The organism is Phreatobacter cathodiphilus (assembly GCF_003008515.1).
Taxonomy (GTDB): Bacteria; Pseudomonadota; Alphaproteobacteria; order Rhizobiales; family Phreatobacteraceae; genus Phreatobacter; species Phreatobacter cathodiphilus.
Window position 1 is genome coordinate 4,409,076 of sequence record NZ_CP027668.1, and the last position, 16,682, is coordinate 4,425,757.

Genomic DNA, 16,682 nt, shown 5'->3' on the forward strand with positions numbered 1-16,682 from the left:
TTTCCCGTCCGGCCCGGCGCGCCCATATTGCCGGGATGCCGAAAAGCCCCAAAGCCTCCGCGTCTCCCTCCGCGAAGCCGGCGCGCGCGCCGAAGTCCAAAGCCTCCAAGCCGGAGCTGCAGCCCCTCGGGCCGGCGCTGGCCGAGCTGCTCAACCCCGCCATCAACCGCGGCACGGCCGGCCTCGGCTCCGGCACCGGCCCCACCGGCGGCTTCGCCGAGGCCCCGCAGGCCGCCTTCGCCGGCGAGGCGACCATGGCCGACAAGGCCCTCGCCCACCGCCTCGGCATCGGCGTCGATCAGGCGAAAGCCCTCGACATCGAGAGCGAGATCGGCGCCTCCGGCGTCACCGCCACCGTCAAGGCGCTGGAGAAGCTGATCCAGGAGGGCCGGCCCGAGGTCGACGGCCGCACCTGGGTGCCGCACAAGCCGCCGCGCCCGGAAAAGTGGGAGGGCGGCAAGCGCTTCGAGATCGTCTCCGACTTCACCCCCGCCGGCGATCAGCCCCAGGCCATCGCCGAGCTCGTCTCCGGCATCCGCGCCGGCGAGCGCGACCAGGTCCTGCTCGGCGTCACCGGTTCGGGAAAGACCTTCACCGCCGCGCAGATCATCGCCGAGACCCAGCGCCCCGCCATCGTGCTGGCGCCGAACAAGACGCTCGCCGCCCAGCTCTACGGCGAGTTCAAGAGCTTCTTCCCCAACAATGCGGTGGAGTATTTCGTCTCCTACTACGACTACTACCAGCCGGAGGCCTACGTTCCCCGCTCGGACACCTATATCGAGAAGGAATCCTCCATCAACGAGCAGATCGACCGCATGCGCCACTCGGCGACGCGCGCCCTGCTCGAACGCGACGACGTCATCATCGTCGCCTCCGTCTCCTGCATCTACGGCATCGGCTCGGTCGAGACCTACACGGCCATGACCTTCGGCGTGAAGGTCGGCGAGCGCCTCGACCAGCGCCAGCTCATCGCCGACCTCATCGCGCTCCAGTACAAGCGCACGCAGATGGACTTCTCCCGCGGCACGTTCCGGGTGCGCGGCGACACCATCGAGCTCTTCCCGGCCCACCTGGAGGACCGCGCCTGGCGCATCAACCTCTTCGGCGACGAGGTCGAGAGCATCGCCGAGTTCGACCCGCTCACCGGCCAGAAGAATGCCGACCTCGCCTTCGTCAAGGTCTATGCCAACTCCCACTACGTCACCCCGCGCCCGACCCTCGTCCAGGCCATCTCCGGCATCAAGGAGGAGCTGAACTGGCGCCTCGAGGAGCTCAACAAGGCCGGCCGCCTGCTGGAGGCGCAGCGGCTGGAGCAGCGCACCCGCTTCGACCTCGAGATGATGGAGGCCACCGGCTCCTGCGCCGGCATCGAGAACTATTCGCGCTGGCTCACCGGCCGCCGCCCCGGCGAGCCGCCGCCGACCCTCTTCGAATATGTCCCCGACGACGCCCTCGTCTTCGTCGACGAGAGCCACGTCACCATCCCGCAGATCGGCGCCATGTATCGCGGCGACTTCCGGCGCAAGGCCACCCTCGCGGAATATGGATTCCGCCTGCCCTCCTGCATGGACAACCGCCCGCTGCGCTTCGAGGAATGGGAGGCCATGCGGCCGCAGACGGTCCACGTCTCGGCCACCCCCGGCGGCTGGGAGCTGAACCAGACCGGCGGCACCTTCTCCGAACAGGTCATCCGCCCCACCGGCCTCATCGACCCGCCCTGCATCATCCGCCCCGCCCGCACCCAGGTCGACGACCTCATCGGCGAGGTGAAGGCCACCACGGCGGCCGGCTACCGCTCCCTCGTCACCGTGCTGACCAAGCGCATGGCCGAGGACCTCACGGAGTACCTGCACGAGCAGGGCGTCCGCGTCCGCTACATGCACTCCGACATCGACACCATCGAGCGCATCGAGATCCTGCGCGACCTGCGCCTCGGCGCCTTCGACTGCCTGGTCGGCATCAACCTGCTGCGCGAGGGCCTCGACATTCCCGAATGCGCCCTCGTCGCCATCCTCGACGCCGACAAGGAAGGCTTCCTGCGCTCGGAAACCTCGCTCATCCAGACCATCGGCCGCGCCGCCCGCAACGTCGACGGCCGCGTGCTGCTCTACGCCGACCAGATGACCGGCTCCATGGAGCGCGCCATCGCCGAGACCAACCGCCGCCGCGAGAAGCAGCAGGCCTGGAACGAGGCCCACGGCATCACGCCGCAGACCATCAAGCGGCAGATCGCCCACATTCTGGACTCGGTCTACGAGAAGGACCACGTCACCGTCGATGCGGGCCTGACGAAATCCGGCGCCGCCGTCGGCCACAATCTCGCGGCCGTCACGGCGGATCTGGAGAAGCGGATGCGCGAGGCCGCCGCCGACCTCCGCTTCGAGGAGGCCGCGCGCCTGCGCGACGAGCTCAAGCGCCTGCGCGAGACCGAACTCGCCATCTCCGACGATCCCCTCGCGCGGCAGGAGGCGGTGGAGGACCGCACCGGCGGCTTCAGGGGGGCGAAGAAATATGGCTCGCGCGGCAACCTGCCGCCGTCACGCGCGGCGAAGCCCGGGCTGGACAGCATGGGGCCGGGCACGGACCGCGAGGTCCCGGCTGGCGCGGAGGTCCGGAAGAAGGGCGGGGGAAAGCCGGGGAAGGGGTGGAGGGGGTGAGCAGCTTGAGATTGCTAGAATCAATCGATGCACGTTTATTGCGAGGAGTACGCGCAGCCAACTGATACGAAAAATGTTCGAAGCTGATCTCCCCATCGTACGCCCATCGCAGGACCTCCTAGACGCGGCGGCCTTTGCAAATCGGATAGCAGCATCGATTTTCTCTGCGGAAGGCAATGGCGGGTGTGCGATTGGCTTGGTTGGAGGATGGGGCACCGGAAAGACAAGTGTTCTGAACTTAGTCGAGCGGCGTCTAGCGCTTCTCACGACTATGAATAGCTCAGATGCGATGGTGCGAAGTATTCTTGGCGAAAATTTTATCGATTCCGTAGAAAAACTTGACGCCTCATACCAAAAATATGAAGAGATACTGTCCGATGATAGCGATTTAAAGATATATGGGACTTATCTGTACAGTTCAATTTACAGGATTAACATCTTAAAAAACCGAGGTCTTTCAGATGCTGACGCGCGAAAAGCAGAAGGCATCTGGCGCTCTATACAAATAGCATCTGAAAATCCAAGCGTCGTATTCTTTCGCTTTAGTCCATGGCTGCTAGGACACCGAGTAGATCTAACTTTAGCCTATATCTCGGAAGTGTCTAAGTCAATTGGATCGAAGCTTGGTGTTGAAGCACAGAAAGCGATCGCTGATTATTTGTCAGCGATCGAACGAATTTCAAAAATTGCGGGACCATTAGGGTGGATTGGCGGCGTCACGGGCACAGGTAGCATAGGAAAGTACGTCGGCCTATCTGCAAAAATTGAGGCAGAGCATTTTTCAAAAGGTATTTCTTTGGAAGATGCGAAGCAAAAACTCAAATGGAATCTGTCGAAGCAGGAAACGAAAGTTGTAATAGTTATAGATGATATTGATAGGCTTGCTCCTTCTGAGGCGCAGCTAATGATTTCGCTCGTCAAGAGTCAAATGGACATGCCTAATATAGTTCATATACTGGCTTATGACAAGAAGCGTACCGAAAAGTTGTTGCGTCGCCGACCGTCGCGTTATGGCGATGGTTACATAGATAAGATTGTCCAGGTCGAGATCGAGCTTCCGCCCCCAACAAAAGCGCGAGTCTACGAGATGTTCGCGCCCACTATTGACGGTCTAATACAGAAATATAAAACGATTCCGTCAAATAGAATGACTTTTGTGCAGCAGGACATCATTAATAGTTACGTAGAAAATCCAAGGGATATCGTAAGACTGGCTAACTCAATCAAGTTTGGATGGCCAGCGATTGAAAACTATGTCGATCCGCTCGATTATGTAGTAATCGAAGTACTAAGGTTGTTCGAAAGAGACGTGTTTAATTGGGTGCGTCAGAATATAGATGTTATCAATGGTCGGCGTTTCAGCTCCTTGCCTGATGAGGAGTGGAAGCATGAAATTGAGCAAGTCCTTGCGCGTGCACGCCATGACTCCGCTGCGCGATCCGCCTTAAGATACCTTTTCCCCCGGATTGCGCGTGTAACCGGGGATGGTGCCCCCGGTGAGAACGATGATGACGTGATTGCACGCGATGCGTTCCGCGTTTGCAGCCAACAGTCGTCTGATGTCTATTTTGGCTTGGCGCCACAGTCCGGGGCGATAGGCCACGCAGAAGTGCGGGAGTTGCGCGCCGCCGTTGACGATCCGTCAAGTCTTAGAGCGCTGCTCGGGTTGGTCGAGGACTCTGGTATAGAGACATACAGAGCGCAGCGCATCGCGTTTTTGAACAGCTTAACTGCGGATGCTAATAATAGGGAAGCGTTATCTATCGGTCGAATTTTGAACCTGCTAGAAATTGCAGATCAGTTGGTGCTATGCGGAGATCCTGAGCCAGGATTCTTTGGGCCAATTTTTAATGGCGATAGAATCCGAACGATACTCATAAAGTACATTGAATCTTTGGGCGCGGATACGAGGTACGGCATTGCGGCCGAGATCATGTCGGAGGGACACAGCCTTACAGCAGTGGTAGATCTGTGTCGTTCATTGATAGGGGATTTGAGAAGTGGCGGCGCGTCTGGCAGGAGTGCGTTCGGAGGGGCCGAAGCGCAGAACCTCCGCCAAATAGTGCTGGATCGAGTTCGGCGCGCAGCGAGCGAAGGCCGGTTTTGGGGGCAGCCAGATCCAATGGCGTTGCTTTGGTTCTGGCAACAGGCCGTTGAAGACGAAGAGGTTCGCTCTTGGCTTGAGAGCCAATTGAAAAGCGATAAGATACTTGAAAGATTCATGGTGATCGCGCCAGGTATGGTTTATTCAACTGCTGGTAACTATCGATCAGTTCGTAGAGAAATTTGGTCGCGCATTGTCGATATTGATGCCGTCCATGAAAAAGCAAAAATCTGGGCGGCAGCCGAAAATGAGGACGATGATCGAGTTAAAGTCGCACGGGCATTTGTCGAAGCTATAGCGCGCGGTAATGACAGAAACTGATGAGTTGGCGTAGAGCCTCAAATCGGTGGTCGGTCACTGGTGCGCAGCACTGCCGCAGCAGGCTCCTTCACCTCCCCTGAACCTTTTCGCCACTCCCCGCGACACACGGGTCCCTGATCCACCGGAACCCGACCATGTCCCGCCCCGTCCTTGCCGCCCTTGTCGCCGCCCTGGCCATCGCCGCCATCGTCCCCGCCGCCTCCGCCCAGACGCCCGCCGCCGCCGATCTCGCGGGGCGCTGGACCTCCGACACCCGCGACGAACGCGGCATGGAAATCCGCACCGAGGGCGCCCGCATCGCCGCCGTCAGGCGCTGGCGCACCGACGGCACGGTCTGCACCCAGACCCTGTCCGGCACCTTCGATCCGGCCCGCCGCAGCGTCTCGCTCGACCAGCGCAGCCTCTGCGACAACGGCGCCAACGGCACCGGCCCGGCCTGCGACCTGCGCGTCGCCGCCAGCGACCGCCTCGTCCTGACCTGCCCCGACTTCAATCCCCGCACCTTCCGCCGCGCCGCGCGCTGAGGCGGGCGGCCGTGGGCGGTGCAGCCCTCCTTCTCCCCTTGTGGGAGAAGGTGGCGCCGTCAGGCGCCGGATGAGGGGGCAGGGCGTCACCCCCCTCACCCGCCCGCTGACGCGGGCACCCTCTCCCACGAGGGGAGAGGGGTCATCCGATGGGGTGGTGCCGACTGAGTTTCCTCGACCGTCATGCCCGCCGTTGTGGCGGGCATCCACGACTTGACCACCGCAGCCTCAAGGGAATTCGTGGATGCCCGGGACGGGCCCGAGCATGACGGCCGGTGGTTCGGGCGGCCGGACCACGAGGCCAAGCCTGCATCAGCCACGTGCGTCCTTCGAGGCTCGCCCTTGGGCGATGCTGGCGCATCGCCGCCGGACGATGCTGGCGCATCGCCGGGGGCTCGCACCTCAGGATGAGGACGGTTGTGTCTTGCACCGCGCTCTCCGGCCGGCCGCCCGTCATGCCGGACACCCACCCCCTCATCCTGAGGTGCGAGGCCATAGCGAGAGGCGAACGCGTCTCGCGTTCGCGCGATGCGATGGCGAGCCTCGAAGGACGCACTTGGGCGATGCAACGCGCCAGCCGCCTCAGGGGACACGCCCAACCCCTGAACCTTTTCCCTCCTCCCCGCGACACACGGGTCCCTGATCCCACGGAACCCATCATGTCCCGCCCGCTTCTCGCCTCTCTCCTCGCCGCCCTGGCCCTCGCCGCCATCGCTCCCGCCGCCTCCGCCCAGACGCCCGGCGCCGCCGCCGATCTCGCCGGGCGCTGGACCTCCGACACCCGCGACGAGCGCGGCATGGAAATCCGCACCGAGGGCGTCGGGATCGCCGCCGTCAGGCGCTGGCGCACCGACGGCACGGTCTGCACCCAGGTCCTCACCGGCACCTTCGATCCGGCCCGCCGCAGCGCCGCGCTCGACCAGCGCAGCACCTGCGAGAACGGCGCCAACGGCACGGGCCCGGCCTGCGCCCTGCGCGTCACCGCCGGCGACCGCCTCGTCCTGACCTGCCCCGACTTCAATCCGCGCACCTTCCGCCGCGCCTCGCGCTGAGGCGGGCGGAGGGCCATGTCCCCTCTGCGGCCCTCGGCCGTCACCGACCCTCGCGGCGCCGGGTGGGCCGCCCCTTCCCCCCCCCCGGCGGGGGGGAGGTCAACGCGCGCAGCGCGGCGGAGAGGGGGAGCCTTCGTGGGACTGGCCAAGCCCCCTCTCCCGGCCCGCGGCCGACCTCTCCCCGCCGGGGAGAGGTGGGGAGGTGCCTGCGGAGCCCGGAAACGCGCTCGATTCCCCTCCCCCCGCTTGCGGCGGGGAGGGGTCAGGGGTGGGGGGCATCCATGCCCGATGGCGCCCGATGCATGGCCTGGCCTTCCGGAGGGCGCTCCGCGAGTGGCCCGGCCCCCCACCCTGACCCTTCCCGCCACGCGCCATGCGCGCGGGGGGAGGGGATAAGAGGAGCGCTTCACCCCACCCGCCCGCTGACGCGGGCACCCTCTCCCACAAGGGGAGAGGGATATCCGATGGGTGGGTGCCCGCGGGACAACTCTCTCCGCCGGGGCTTCTCAGTCCTCGGGAGCGTCGCGGTCGAAGTCCCGCGCGGCATCCCACGGCCGCATGCCCGGATAGCTCAGCGATCGGACTTCGGGCGGCAGGTACTCCCTTTTCAATTCGTCGATGATCTCGTCGGGCATCAGCGTGAGCCCCATCGGCGGCCAGTCATGCCCCTTGGGTGCCATGTAGAGCCTCACGTATATGCTCCATCCCGGTGCGTCTTTCAGCAAGGCCTGGAGGGCCAAGATGACGGAGGGGTGCATCAGCGACAGGTTGCTGATGTAGATCAGATGCTCGCGATTTCCCCAGTTGTCATCAAGCACCCAGAAATCGCCGTCGCCGCAGCCGTCCTCTCGGCCGAGCGGAGAGAGAATGCGGCGCACGCCGTTGTAAATGCGAAGCCAGATTGCATCCTGATCAGAGTGGGCGGCCATCTTTGCCTCCTAGTCACTACGGGGACCGCGAAACAGACGCAATCGGAGGCGAAGTTCGCGCCGCCAGATCTGGTAGTTGAAGTCGAAGATGCGGGGGTCACGCGACGAGAGAATGTGCTGGACGAAGGTGCGGGCCTGATCGGGGGTCATCTGCGCGGGTTCGATGCCTCGTGCGCTCAAAAATGACCTGAACTCCGCAATCACCGCCTTGTTGTACTCCATATGGGGACCAGAGTTTTGGTGCCGCTCAGACAGGAGGGGGCCGGTCTTGGCACGTGCGAATACGCGGCGTGTCTCAGGTTGGAGGGGCTCTTTGTTGTAGAGTTCCCGCGGCACATAATGATGTCCGTCAGCGGCGACCTCGACGCGCTCGTGGCCACCGAGGTCCGGATCCACTGACAACGACACCCCGCCACCGACAGTCCACTGGCCTCCGTCCGGGTTCCCTGCCGGAACGCGTGGCTGGTTCGGATCGAAAGCAAGGATCGATGTCGGTGCGAGAGGGCGGTGGCGATCGGCGAGCCGACCTAGCGACCTCACATATCGCTTCCGCGCAAGCAGACTGCGGCGCGCGAATTGCACTGCCAGATCCACATCTCGGTCGATCGCCAGCGCACGTGCCTCACGGTGAATCTGGAAAAGGGCGATGCTGGCGCTCATCGGCAAGTCTCCACCTGAACGAGGAGACGATGCCAGAACCAGCCGGGCAAATCAAGTTCAAAATCCTAAATAGGAAAAAAAGCACCAGTTTCTTGCTGTCACAACGATTCCGGGAACGCGCCCAAACTGCTTACATCGCCGCTCAACAAGAAGACGTCGCTCCCCGCCCCCCAAATGCAAAACGGGGCCCGAAGGCCCCGTTCCGAAAGTCCGGTTCCGGCGAAAAGGCTCAGGCCTTGTCGGAGCGGTCGATGCGCTCGGCGATGCGGGCCGACTTGCCGCGGCGATCGCGCAGGTAATAGAGCTTCGCGCGACGGACCTTGCCGCGGCGCACCAGCTTGATGGAATCGATGATCGGGGAGTGCACCGGGAAGACGCGCTCGACGCCCTCGCCATAGGAGATCTTGCGGACGGTGAAGCTCTCCATCAGGCCGCCGCCGGAGCGGGCGATGCAGACGCCCTCATAGGCCTGGACGCGGGAGCGGTCGCCTTCACGGACCTTCACGTTGACGATGACGGTGTCGCCGGGGGCGAAGTCGGGCAGCTTCTTGTCGCCGAGGACGCGGGCGGCCTCTTCGGCCTCGAGGGTCTGGATCAGGTTCATCGGTTCAATCCTTGTGGCCGGGCTTGGCCGGCATCTTGTTGGTCTTGGTTCCGAGGATGGGCAGATAGCCCGCCGGAAGGCGGCTCGATAGTCGAAACGGGAGGGATTGTCACGCGGAAAGTGAGGCAGTGGGCAGTCGGCAATAGGCAGTCGGCGGTCGGCAGTCGGCAATAGCCGGGCTGCAATCGGCCGTCGGAAGAGGCGGGTCGGGGCAGCGAAGCCCCTTCTTCCGACTTCCGACTGCCTACTCCCCACTGCCTACTCCCCACTGCCCCTCTTCGCCCAGAGATCCGGCCGCCGCTCCCGCGTCAGCCGCTCGGCCTCGGCGCGGCGCCACCGGGCGATCTTCTGATGGTCGCCGGAGACGAGGATCTCGGGAATCGTCAGGCCCTCGAAGACCTGCGGCCGGGTGTAGTGCGGATATTCGAGGAGGCCGGTCTCGAAGCTCTCCTCGGTGCCGCTCTCGGCATGGCCCATGACGCCGGGCAGGAGCCGCACCACCGCGTCGAGCAGGACCAGGGCGGCGAGTTCCCCGCCGGAGAGCACGTAGTCGCCGATGGAGACCTCGGTGAGGCCGCGCGCCGCGATCAGCCGCTCGTCGACGCCCTCGAAGCGGCCGCAGAGGATCACCGCGCCGGGGCCGGCGGCGAGCTCGCGGACGAAGCCTTGCGTCAGCGGCTTCCCCCGCGGCGACATGTAGAGGCGGGGGCGGGGGTCGCCTTGCGGGGAGGCGTGGTCGATGGCGCGGGCGACGACGTCCGCCTTCATCACCATGCCCGGCCCGCCCCCCGCCGGCGTGTCGTCCACGGTGCGGTGCCGGTCGGTGGCGAAGTCACGGATGAAATGGGTGTCGAGGCTCCAGGCCGCCCCCAGCGCCCGGCCGGCCAGCGACAGGCCGAGGGGCCCTGGGAACATCTCGGGATAGAGGGTGAGGACGGAGGCGTGGAACATCAAACCTCAGTCGCGGTCTTGCGGGTCGCGGGGCGTGTCCTCGAGCAGGCCCGCGGGCGGGTCGATGACGATGCGTCCGCCGTCGACGTCGACGGTGGGGACCACGGCCTTGGTGAAGGGGATCATCACCGCCCGCTGGCCCTTGCGCGCCACGTCGATGACGTCGCCCGCGCCGAAGTCATAGACGGCGGTGACCGTGCCGACGGGCTCGCCGGCGAGGGTCTCGACCTTCAGGCCGATCAGGTCGGCATGGAGGAACTCGTCCTCGTCCTCGGCGGGGGGAATGCGCTCGCGCGGCACGAAGAGCTGCATGTTGGTCACCGCCTCCGCGGCGGTGCGGTCCGTCAGCTCGGCGATGCGGGCCACCAGCACCTCGCCGGCCGGGCGCACGCTGGTGACCGTGTAGAGGCGGCCGTCGCGGGACTGCAGGGGGGAGTAGTCGAGGATCGCGGCGGGGTCCTGGGTGTAGGACTTGACGCGCACCTCTCCCCGCACCCCGTGAGGCGCACCGAACTTGGCGACGAGGACGAGGTCGGTGGACATGGGAGGCCCTCGCAGGACGCAAGGCCTCCGTGCAGGTCACCCGGCACGGAGGCGGTCGGCACGTCACTCGGCGGCGGCTTCGGCGGCCTTGGCGGCCTTGGCGGCCTTCGAGGCGGCGCGTTCCTCGGCCTTCTTGCCGGGCACGGCCTTCTCCGGGTTGTTCGACGCGGTGCGCTTCATCAGCCCCTCGGCGTCGAAGAAGCGGGCCACGCGGTCCGTCGGCAGGGCGCCCTTGGCGATCCAGGCCTTGGCGGCCTCGACGTCGAGGTCGTAGCGCTTCTGGTCCTTGGAGAGCATCGGGTTGTAGGTGCCGATCTTCTCGATGAAGCGGCCGTCGCGCGGCGAGCGCGAGTCGGCGACGACGATCTGGTAGAAGGGGCGCTTCTTGGTGCCGCGGCGGGCGAGGCGGATCTTGAGCGACATGGGATACTCCGTTGGGTCGTTCGTGAGGGGCAGGATGGGGTGAAACGGGGCCGGCTATTTCTTCTTGCCGAAGGGAAAGCCGGGAAGGCCGGGGAGCTTGGCGCCACCGAGGCCGCCGAGGCCGGGGAAACCCGGCGGCAGGCCGCCGGGGGGCAGCGAGGGCATCTTATCCGGCAAGCCACCGGGAAGCCCGCCGGGCATCTTCTGCTGCAGTTCGGCAAGCATTTCCGGGGTCGGCTGGGGCATGCCGCCGCCGAGGCCGAACATGTTGGCGAGGCCTGCCATGGGGCCGCGCTTGGCGCCGGGGCCGCCCATGGCCTTCATCATGTCGGCCATGCCGCGATGCATCTTGAGGAGCTTGTTGACCTCTTCCGGGTTGGTGCCGGAACCGCGGGCGATGCGACGGCGACGCTTGCCGTCGATTTCCTTGGGGTTGCGGCGCTCCCAGGGGGTCATGGCGTGGATGATGGCGCGCTGGCGCTTGATCGCCTTGTCGTCGACGGCGCCGGCGAGCTGCTTCTGCATGTTCTTCACGCCGGGCAGCATGCCCATCAGGCCCTGCATGCCGCCGAGTTTCATCATCTGGTCGAGCTGGTCGCCGAGGTCGTTCAGGTTGAACTGACCCGACTGCATGCGCTTGGCGATCGCCATGCCCTTCTCGGCATCGATCGATTCCGCCGCCTTCTCGACCAGCGAGACGATGTCGCCCATGCCGAGGATGCGGTTGGCGATGCGCGAGGGGTGGAAGTCCTCCAGCCCGTCCATCTTCTCCGATGTGCCGAGCAGCTTGATCGGCTTGCCGGTGACGGCGCGCATGGAGAGGGCGGCGCCGCCGCGGCCGTCACCGTCGACGCGGGTCAGCACCACGCCGGTGACCTTGACGCGGCCGGTGAAGGAGCGCGCGACGTTGACAGCGTCCTGGCCGGTGAGGCTGTCGACGACGAGCAGGGTCTCATGGGGGCCGGCGGCCTTCTCGACCTCGGCCACCTCAACCATGAGCGCTTCGTCAACATGGGTGCGGCCGGCGGTGTCCAGCATCACCACGTCGTAGCCGCCGAGGCGGCCGGCCTCGATGGCGCGGCGGGCGATCTGCACCGGCGACTGGCCCGCGACGATGGGCAGGGTGTCGACGCCGATCTGCTTGCCGAGGATGGCGAGCTGCTCCATCGCGGCCGGGCGCCGCGTGTCGAGCGAGGCCATCAGCACCTTTTTCTTCTGTTTCTCGAAGAGGCGCTTGGCGAGCTTGGCGGTGGTGGTCGTCTTGCCCGAGCCCTGCAGGCCGACCATCATGATCGGCACCGGCGGCACGGCCTGGAGGTCGATGGCGACGCCCTCGGTGCCGAGGGTTTCGACCAGCGTGTCGTGGACGATCTTGACGACCATCTGGCCGGGCGTCACCGACTTGATGACCTCGGCGCCGACAGCGCGGTCGCGCACCTTGTCGGTGAAGGAACGCACGACCTCGAGCGCCACGTCGGCCTCGAGCAGGGCGCGGCGCACCTCGCGCATCGCCTCCTGGACATCGGCTTCGCTCAGCGCGCCGCGGCCCTTGAGGCGATCGAGGATGCCGGACAGTCGTGTCGACAGGCCTTCGAACATGATCGCTCCACCATTCATTTCCGGGGTGCCCCGAAAATGGTCCCGGACATCCCGGACCGCAACGCGTTTCGCGCCCGAGGGCGCATGCTGCGCTGTCGGGCGGGAACCTCCGGGGTCAGGCCCCGGTCGGCGAAGGCAGGTCTCGGATGAGCGAGAGTGGGGTGCGGATAGAGCGGGAGCCGCGGAAAGTCAAGGAAAGACGCGCGAACTATGCCCCGCGCAGGCCGAATGCCGCCCTCGGGGCTCCGCGGGGACCGGGCGCGCCAGGGGGACGGGTCGGAGTTGGTGTGTCAGCCGCCCGGGAACCCCGGCCGCCGGACAGCCTGTCGGCGACTATCAGCCACAGCGAGGCTGCCATGAGGGCAATCGCCAGCGGCATGCGCGGCAGCGAGTTCGTCAGCCAGACCAGCGCCACCAGCCGACGCGGTGCGATCCCCATGCCCAAGCTGAGGAACGTCGTGATCAGCACGAAGCCGTGCAACGCCGCCAAGGCCACGAGGCTGAGCCAGATCGGATAGGCGATGCCGAAACGCTCGCGTGCCGACAGGCCGTCGTCTCGCTGCGCAAGGACCGCGAGGGTGATCAGCGAGATCAGCGCCGCAAGAAGCAACCAGGGAATTGGCATGCGCATGGGGCCGACGAAGCCAAGCGAGAAGGCAACGCTCCAGTGGTTGAAGAACAGGGTGCCGAAGGCGAGATCGGCCAGAACCACAAAGCCGATAAGCGGGCCGACCAGGATCGTCATTTCCAACGTACGGGCGCGCCGCGCCGCTGGTCGGATCAGCGACAGGGCGAAGGCGACATAGATGAGGGGCTTCAGATACATGCCCATGACCAGCGCAATGGCCCCACCGGCACCGCTGGTACCGCGCCCCGCGCTCGAAGCCACGAAGTAGACGAGGTAGGGAAAACCAGCGGTCAGCGCCATGAGAATTGCGATACGGGTGATAAGCCCGATGCCATAGCGCTGCCTCGTGATGGTGCGACCGAACCACGACATGGTGAGCCTCCGTACGTGGGCAGGCTGGTCGTCGCGCGTTGATGCCACCTTAAGGCGACTATCGAAATGGAAGACAACCCGGAGGATTGGCTAACGGACGCTTGCTTGCGCTCGGTGAAGGCGGGTGCATCGGTGATGGCGCGAATGGGCAAAGCCCCTGAGCCTGCTCAGCCGCCGATGCCGTGGTCGAGCACGCGCCCGGTCAGCGCCTCGTAGGCGGCGCGGCAGGCAGGCGATCCCGGACAGCCGGGCAGTGCGACCATCGGCGCCACGACCAGCAGCCCGGCCGCCACGATCGCCAGGGCCAGCGCGGCTCCTCTTCGAAGGCGACCCGCCAGGGCCAGCGTCGGTATGATGAGGGCCTGCGCCACGCAGAGAACAAGCAGCACGCGCCGCGGGCTCACGGTCTCCCGGTCGAAGACGGTGAGATGCCCGTCGGGGAAGCCGACCATGGACAGGCTCGCCCATTCCACGAAGGCGAGGGCGAGGCAGAGAAGGCCCCAGCACAGGGCGACCGTGACGGCATGACGGCGGTTCATGCGGCCTGTTTCCCGCACCGACAATGCTCTCTTGTGTCGCGCGGCCAGACTGCGGCTGCTGTCAGAAACAGGCCGGTCGGCATCGCGCCGATCGCAGCATGCGCCTCGACAGACCTGCGAATCCGCTCTACCCGCTGAACATCCAGTGCCCGGACATCCACCCTTGGAAACCGCCCTCTACCTCCCCGTCAAAACCTTCCTCGAAGGCCTCGGCTTCGACGTGAAGGGCGAGATCATGGGCTGCGACCTGGTCGCGTTGAGGGACGGCGAACCCGCCGCCGTCGTCATCGGCGAGCTGAAACAGTCCTTCACCCTCGAACTCGTCCTGCAGGCGGTCGACCGCTCGGCCGCCGCCGACGAGGTCTGGCTGGCGGTGAAGGCCTCCGCCAAGGGGCGCGGCCGCGAGCACGACAGCCGCGTGAAGAAGCTGTGCCGGCTCTGCGGCTTCGGGCTCCTGTCGGTGCTGCCGATGGGCGGCGTCGAGGTCGTCGTCGACCCCGTCCCGTGGAAGCCGCGGCACGACGGCAAGCGCCGCTCGCGCCTCGTCGCCGAACACCGCCGCCGCCGCGGTGATCCCGCGACCGGCGGCTCGACGCGCCGCCCCATCATGACCGCCTACCGCCAGCGCACCCTCGCCATGGCCCAGGCCCTCGCCGCCGGCCCGCTCCGCCCCCGTGATCTCACGCCCTTCGCCCCCGACGCAGCGGCCATCCTCCAGCGCAACGTCTATGGCTGGTTCGTACGGCAGGAGCGCGGGATCTACGGACTGTCGGAGGCCGGCCATGCCGCCCTTGCCGCATGGGCCGACCACCTGCCTGCGGAGCCCTGAGGGATCGCGACCTTCTGTCGCCGCAGTGCAACGCAGGACCCCTCGGCCGCGTTGCACTGCCATGCCCCACCAACACAGGAGTGCCTCCGTGCCCGCCTTCCACCGCCGCGTCATGTTGGCCGCGACCCTCGCCCTGACGATCGCCGCCGTGCCCCTGGCCGCTGCCCGCGCCGACGACCGGCCGGTCACCCCCCAGGAGCGCGTGCAGATCGAGAACAGTCTGCGCCAAGCCGGTTTCACCCGCTGGGGAGACATCGAGTTTGACGACGGACACTTCGACGTGGACGACGCCATCGCCGCCGACGGCGGCAAGTACGACCTGGAGCTTTCCAGCGTCGACTTCTCCATCATCAAGCGCGAGCGCGACGACTGATCCGTCAGCCGCGCCGGCACAGCCGGCCGAGATCGGCGAAGGTCAGGCGGATCGCCTGTTCCGAGCGCGCGATCATGCGCCGGCCGGCGGCGCTCCGACAGTCCCAGCGCAGGCCGGCGCGCGCCGCAATCGCCCGGCGATACTCCGCCGTGAGAGTGCGGACCGTGTCCGCACGGATGCAACCCGACGCCATGCGACGGAACCGCGTCTCAAGGGCCGGTGGACGCCCGCAGGCGCGCAGGAAAACCTCGACCACCGCATAGGAGTCCACCCGTTTCGACAGGTCCGCGCGCTGCGCGGGTGTGAGCAGATCGAGACTGTAGGCGCCGCCACCGGGGGCCGATTGGGCCGCTGCGGGGGAAGCGGCGACAAGGGCGACGAGCGCGCCGGCGGCGAGGAGATGGAAAGAGCGCATGGACCGGCGGGAAGGACTTCTGACGGCGCCAAGTCTAGCCGCGCCGCTGCGGCTCGCAAGCGCCGGCCCTTGACGTCACAGCCTGCCTCGGCCACCCCTCGCCATCGCTTCTCGTCTCCGGCCCTCAGCCATGCCCCCTGCAACTCGCCTGGAAGACCGTCTCGCCGCCGCGGCCCGGCTCGTCGAGGCTGAACTCGCCACCCTCCTCCACGATGCCCCCCGCCCCGGGGAGATGGCCCGGCCGGCGCGACTGATCGGGGCGATGCGCCATGGCGTCCTCGCCGGCGGCAAGCGCTTGCGGCCCTTCCTGGTGATCGAGTGCGCGGCGTTGTTCGGTGTCCCGGTGGGCGACGCGCTGCCCACGGCGGCGGCGCTCGAGCTCGTCCACTGCTATTCCCTCGTCCACGACGACCTGCCGGCCATGGACGACGACGATCTGAGGCGGGGCCGGCCGACCGTTCACAAGGCCTACGACGAGGCGACTGCCATCCTGGTCGGCGACGGCCTGCTGACCCTCGCCTTCGAGACCGTCGCGGCGGAGAGTGCCCACCCCGATCCCGCCATCCGGGCCGAGCTCACGGTGCTTCTCGCACGCGCCGCCGGCCTCGGCGGCATGGTCGGCGGCCAGCTGCTCGATCTCGCGGCCGAGGGCAGGTTCGACGGCGGCGCCCCCCTCGATCTCGCGGAGGCCGATATCCGCCGCCTCCAGGCCATGAAGACGGGGGCGCTGATCCGCTTCGCCTGCCTCGCCGGCGCGGTGCTCGGCGGCGCGTCGCAGGTCGAGCGCGAGGCCCTCGTCGCCTATGGCGAGATTATAGGCCTCGCGTTCCAGGTGGCGGACGACCTCATCGACCATGATGGCGATGCCGCTCTCGCCGGCAAGGCCATCGGCAAGGACGCCGCTCGCGGCAAGGGAACGCTCGTGTCGCTGCACGGGCCGCACTGGGCGCGCGACGAACTGACGCGCCTCGTCGACGATGCGGCGGCGCAGCTGGTGCCGTTCGGCGGGAGGGCTGCAATCCTGGCCGAGGCGGCGGGCTTCATCGCCCGGCGGCAGGCCTGACCTGTCGCGTCTCCCCGGCCCTCGAGCCTTGACTCGACCGCCGCGGGCGCGCCAGCATTGGAATATCTTTTTCGGTTTTCAGGGGAGGGGACGATG

The 16,682-nt window shown here is 66.4% G+C and carries 17 protein-coding genes; 7 read left to right on the forward strand and 10 right to left on the reverse strand.

Annotation, left to right across the window (positions count from 1 at the left end; all coding sequences use genetic code 11):
* Positions 1-35: 35 nt before the first annotated feature.
* From uvrB to C6569_RS21215, 4 genes are all read left to right on the forward strand, one after another.
* Positions 36-2,657 carry an excinuclease ABC subunit UvrB gene (uvrB, locus tag C6569_RS21200; protein ID WP_106750725.1) on the forward strand — a complete coding sequence of 874 codons (2,622 nt, stop codon included), beginning with the start codon at positions 36-38 and terminating at the stop codon, positions 2,655-2,657.
* A 73-nt stretch (positions 2,658-2,730) separates the two neighbouring features.
* Positions 2,731-5,082, forward strand: a complete 2,352-nt coding sequence (locus C6569_RS21205; RefSeq protein WP_181313849.1) for a P-loop NTPase fold protein — start codon at positions 2,731-2,733, stop codon at positions 5,080-5,082.
* 134 nt (positions 5,083-5,216) lie between these two features.
* Complete coding sequence (locus C6569_RS21210) at positions 5,217-5,606, forward strand: hypothetical protein (protein WP_106750726.1); 390 nt, start codon at positions 5,217-5,219, stop codon at positions 5,604-5,606.
* A 659-nt stretch (positions 5,607-6,265) separates the two neighbouring features.
* Positions 6,266-6,658 carry a hypothetical protein gene (locus C6569_RS21215; RefSeq protein WP_106750727.1) on the forward strand — a complete coding sequence of 131 codons (393 nt, stop codon included), beginning with the start codon at positions 6,266-6,268 and terminating at the stop codon, positions 6,656-6,658.
* 506 nt (positions 6,659-7,164) lie between these two features.
* Here C6569_RS21215 and C6569_RS21220 read toward each other — a convergent pair.
* From C6569_RS21220 to C6569_RS21260, 9 genes are all read right to left on the reverse strand, one after another.
* A complete protein-coding gene (locus C6569_RS21220) occupies positions 7,165-7,587 on the reverse strand; it encodes a hypothetical protein (protein WP_106750728.1) in 423 nt (140 codons plus the stop codon).
* A 9-nt stretch (positions 7,588-7,596) separates the two neighbouring features.
* On the reverse strand, positions 7,597-8,247 hold the full coding sequence (locus C6569_RS21225) for a hypothetical protein (RefSeq protein WP_106750729.1): 651 nt from the start codon (positions 8,245-8,247) through the stop codon (positions 7,597-7,599).
* Positions 8,248-8,476: 229 nt separating this feature from the next.
* Complete coding sequence (gene rplS, locus C6569_RS21230) at positions 8,477-8,851, reverse strand: 50S ribosomal protein L19 (RefSeq protein WP_106750730.1); 375 nt, start codon at positions 8,849-8,851, stop codon at positions 8,477-8,479.
* A gap of 258 nt (positions 8,852-9,109) precedes the next feature.
* Positions 9,110-9,805, reverse strand: a complete 696-nt coding sequence (trmD, locus tag C6569_RS21235; protein ID WP_106750731.1) for a tRNA (guanosine(37)-N1)-methyltransferase TrmD — start codon at positions 9,803-9,805, stop codon at positions 9,110-9,112.
* Positions 9,806-9,808: 3 nt separating this feature from the next.
* Positions 9,809-10,345, reverse strand: a complete 537-nt coding sequence (gene rimM, locus C6569_RS21240; RefSeq protein WP_106750732.1) for a ribosome maturation factor RimM — start codon at positions 10,343-10,345, stop codon at positions 9,809-9,811.
* 63 nt (positions 10,346-10,408) lie between these two features.
* Positions 10,409-10,768 carry a 30S ribosomal protein S16 gene (rpsP, locus tag C6569_RS21245; protein ID WP_106750733.1) on the reverse strand — a complete coding sequence of 120 codons (360 nt, stop codon included), beginning with the start codon at positions 10,766-10,768 and terminating at the stop codon, positions 10,409-10,411.
* 54 nt (positions 10,769-10,822) lie between these two features.
* Complete coding sequence (gene ffh / locus C6569_RS21250; RefSeq protein WP_106750734.1) at positions 10,823-12,367, reverse strand: signal recognition particle protein; 1,545 nt, start codon at positions 12,365-12,367, stop codon at positions 10,823-10,825.
* Between the two features lie 208 nt (positions 12,368-12,575).
* Positions 12,576-13,367, reverse strand: coding sequence for a hypothetical protein (locus C6569_RS21255; RefSeq protein ID WP_106750735.1), 792 nt, complete (start codon positions 13,365-13,367; stop codon positions 12,576-12,578).
* A 167-nt stretch (positions 13,368-13,534) separates the two neighbouring features.
* A complete protein-coding gene (locus tag C6569_RS21260; RefSeq protein ID WP_106750736.1) occupies positions 13,535-13,906 on the reverse strand; it encodes a hypothetical protein in 372 nt (123 codons plus the stop codon).
* 163 nt (positions 13,907-14,069) lie between these two features.
* Between C6569_RS21260 and C6569_RS21265 the strand changes: the two genes are divergently transcribed.
* Both C6569_RS21265 and C6569_RS21270 read left to right on the forward strand, forming a co-directional pair.
* Positions 14,070-14,735: a DUF2161 domain-containing phosphodiesterase gene (locus C6569_RS21265; RefSeq protein ID WP_106750737.1), complete on the forward strand. Its 666-nt coding sequence runs from the start codon at positions 14,070-14,072 to the stop codon at positions 14,733-14,735.
* Positions 14,736-14,823: 88 nt separating this feature from the next.
* Entirely contained in the window at positions 14,824-15,108 is a 285-nt protein-coding gene (locus tag C6569_RS21270; protein WP_245898186.1) for a PepSY domain-containing protein, read from the forward strand.
* Between the two features lie 4 nt (positions 15,109-15,112).
* On the opposite strand, the gene C6569_RS21275 is transcribed toward C6569_RS21270, so the two are convergent.
* Entirely contained in the window at positions 15,113-15,523 is a 411-nt protein-coding gene (locus C6569_RS21275; RefSeq protein ID WP_106750739.1) for a hypothetical protein, read from the reverse strand.
* Positions 15,524-15,653: 130 nt separating this feature from the next.
* On the opposite strand from C6569_RS21275, the gene C6569_RS21280 reads away from it, so the two are divergent.
* Positions 15,654-16,586 carry a polyprenyl synthetase family protein gene (locus tag C6569_RS21280; protein WP_106750740.1) on the forward strand — a complete coding sequence of 311 codons (933 nt, stop codon included), beginning with the start codon at positions 15,654-15,656 and terminating at the stop codon, positions 16,584-16,586.
* Positions 16,587-16,682 lie beyond the last annotated feature (96 nt).

Coding starts and splice junctions, on each gene's coding strand:
- uvrB (WP_106750725.1), top strand. CDS start 36: ATGCCGAAAAGCCCCAAAGCCTCCGCGTCTCCCTCCGCGAAGCCGGCG.
- C6569_RS21255 (WP_106750735.1), bottom strand. CDS start 13,367: ATGTCGTGGTTCGGTCGCACCATCACGAGGCAGCGCTATGGCATCGGG.
- C6569_RS21205 (WP_181313849.1), top strand. CDS start 2,731: ATGTTCGAAGCTGATCTCCCCATCGTACGCCCATCGCAGGACCTCCTA.
- rplS (WP_106750730.1), bottom strand. CDS start 8,851: ATGAACCTGATCCAGACCCTCGAGGCCGAAGAGGCCGCCCGCGTCCTC.
- C6569_RS21280 (WP_106750740.1), top strand. CDS start 15,654: ATGCCCCCTGCAACTCGCCTGGAAGACCGTCTCGCCGCCGCGGCCCGG.
- C6569_RS21275 (WP_106750739.1), bottom strand. CDS start 15,523: ATGCGCTCTTTCCATCTCCTCGCCGCCGGCGCGCTCGTCGCCCTTGTC.
- C6569_RS21210 (WP_106750726.1), top strand. CDS start 5,217: ATGTCCCGCCCCGTCCTTGCCGCCCTTGTCGCCGCCCTGGCCATCGCC.
- rpsP (WP_106750733.1), bottom strand. CDS start 10,768: ATGTCGCTCAAGATCCGCCTCGCCCGCCGCGGCACCAAGAAGCGCCCC.
- C6569_RS21220 (WP_106750728.1), bottom strand. CDS start 7,587: ATGGCCGCCCACTCTGATCAGGATGCAATCTGGCTTCGCATTTACAAC.
- C6569_RS21215 (WP_106750727.1), top strand. CDS start 6,266: ATGTCCCGCCCGCTTCTCGCCTCTCTCCTCGCCGCCCTGGCCCTCGCC.
- rimM (WP_106750732.1), bottom strand. CDS start 10,345: ATGTCCACCGACCTCGTCCTCGTCGCCAAGTTCGGTGCGCCTCACGGG.
- ffh (WP_106750734.1), bottom strand. CDS start 12,367: ATGTTCGAAGGCCTGTCGACACGACTGTCCGGCATCCTCGATCGCCTC.
- C6569_RS21225 (WP_106750729.1), bottom strand. CDS start 8,247: ATGAGCGCCAGCATCGCCCTTTTCCAGATTCACCGTGAGGCACGTGCG.
- C6569_RS21260 (WP_106750736.1), bottom strand. CDS start 13,906: ATGAACCGCCGTCATGCCGTCACGGTCGCCCTGTGCTGGGGCCTTCTC.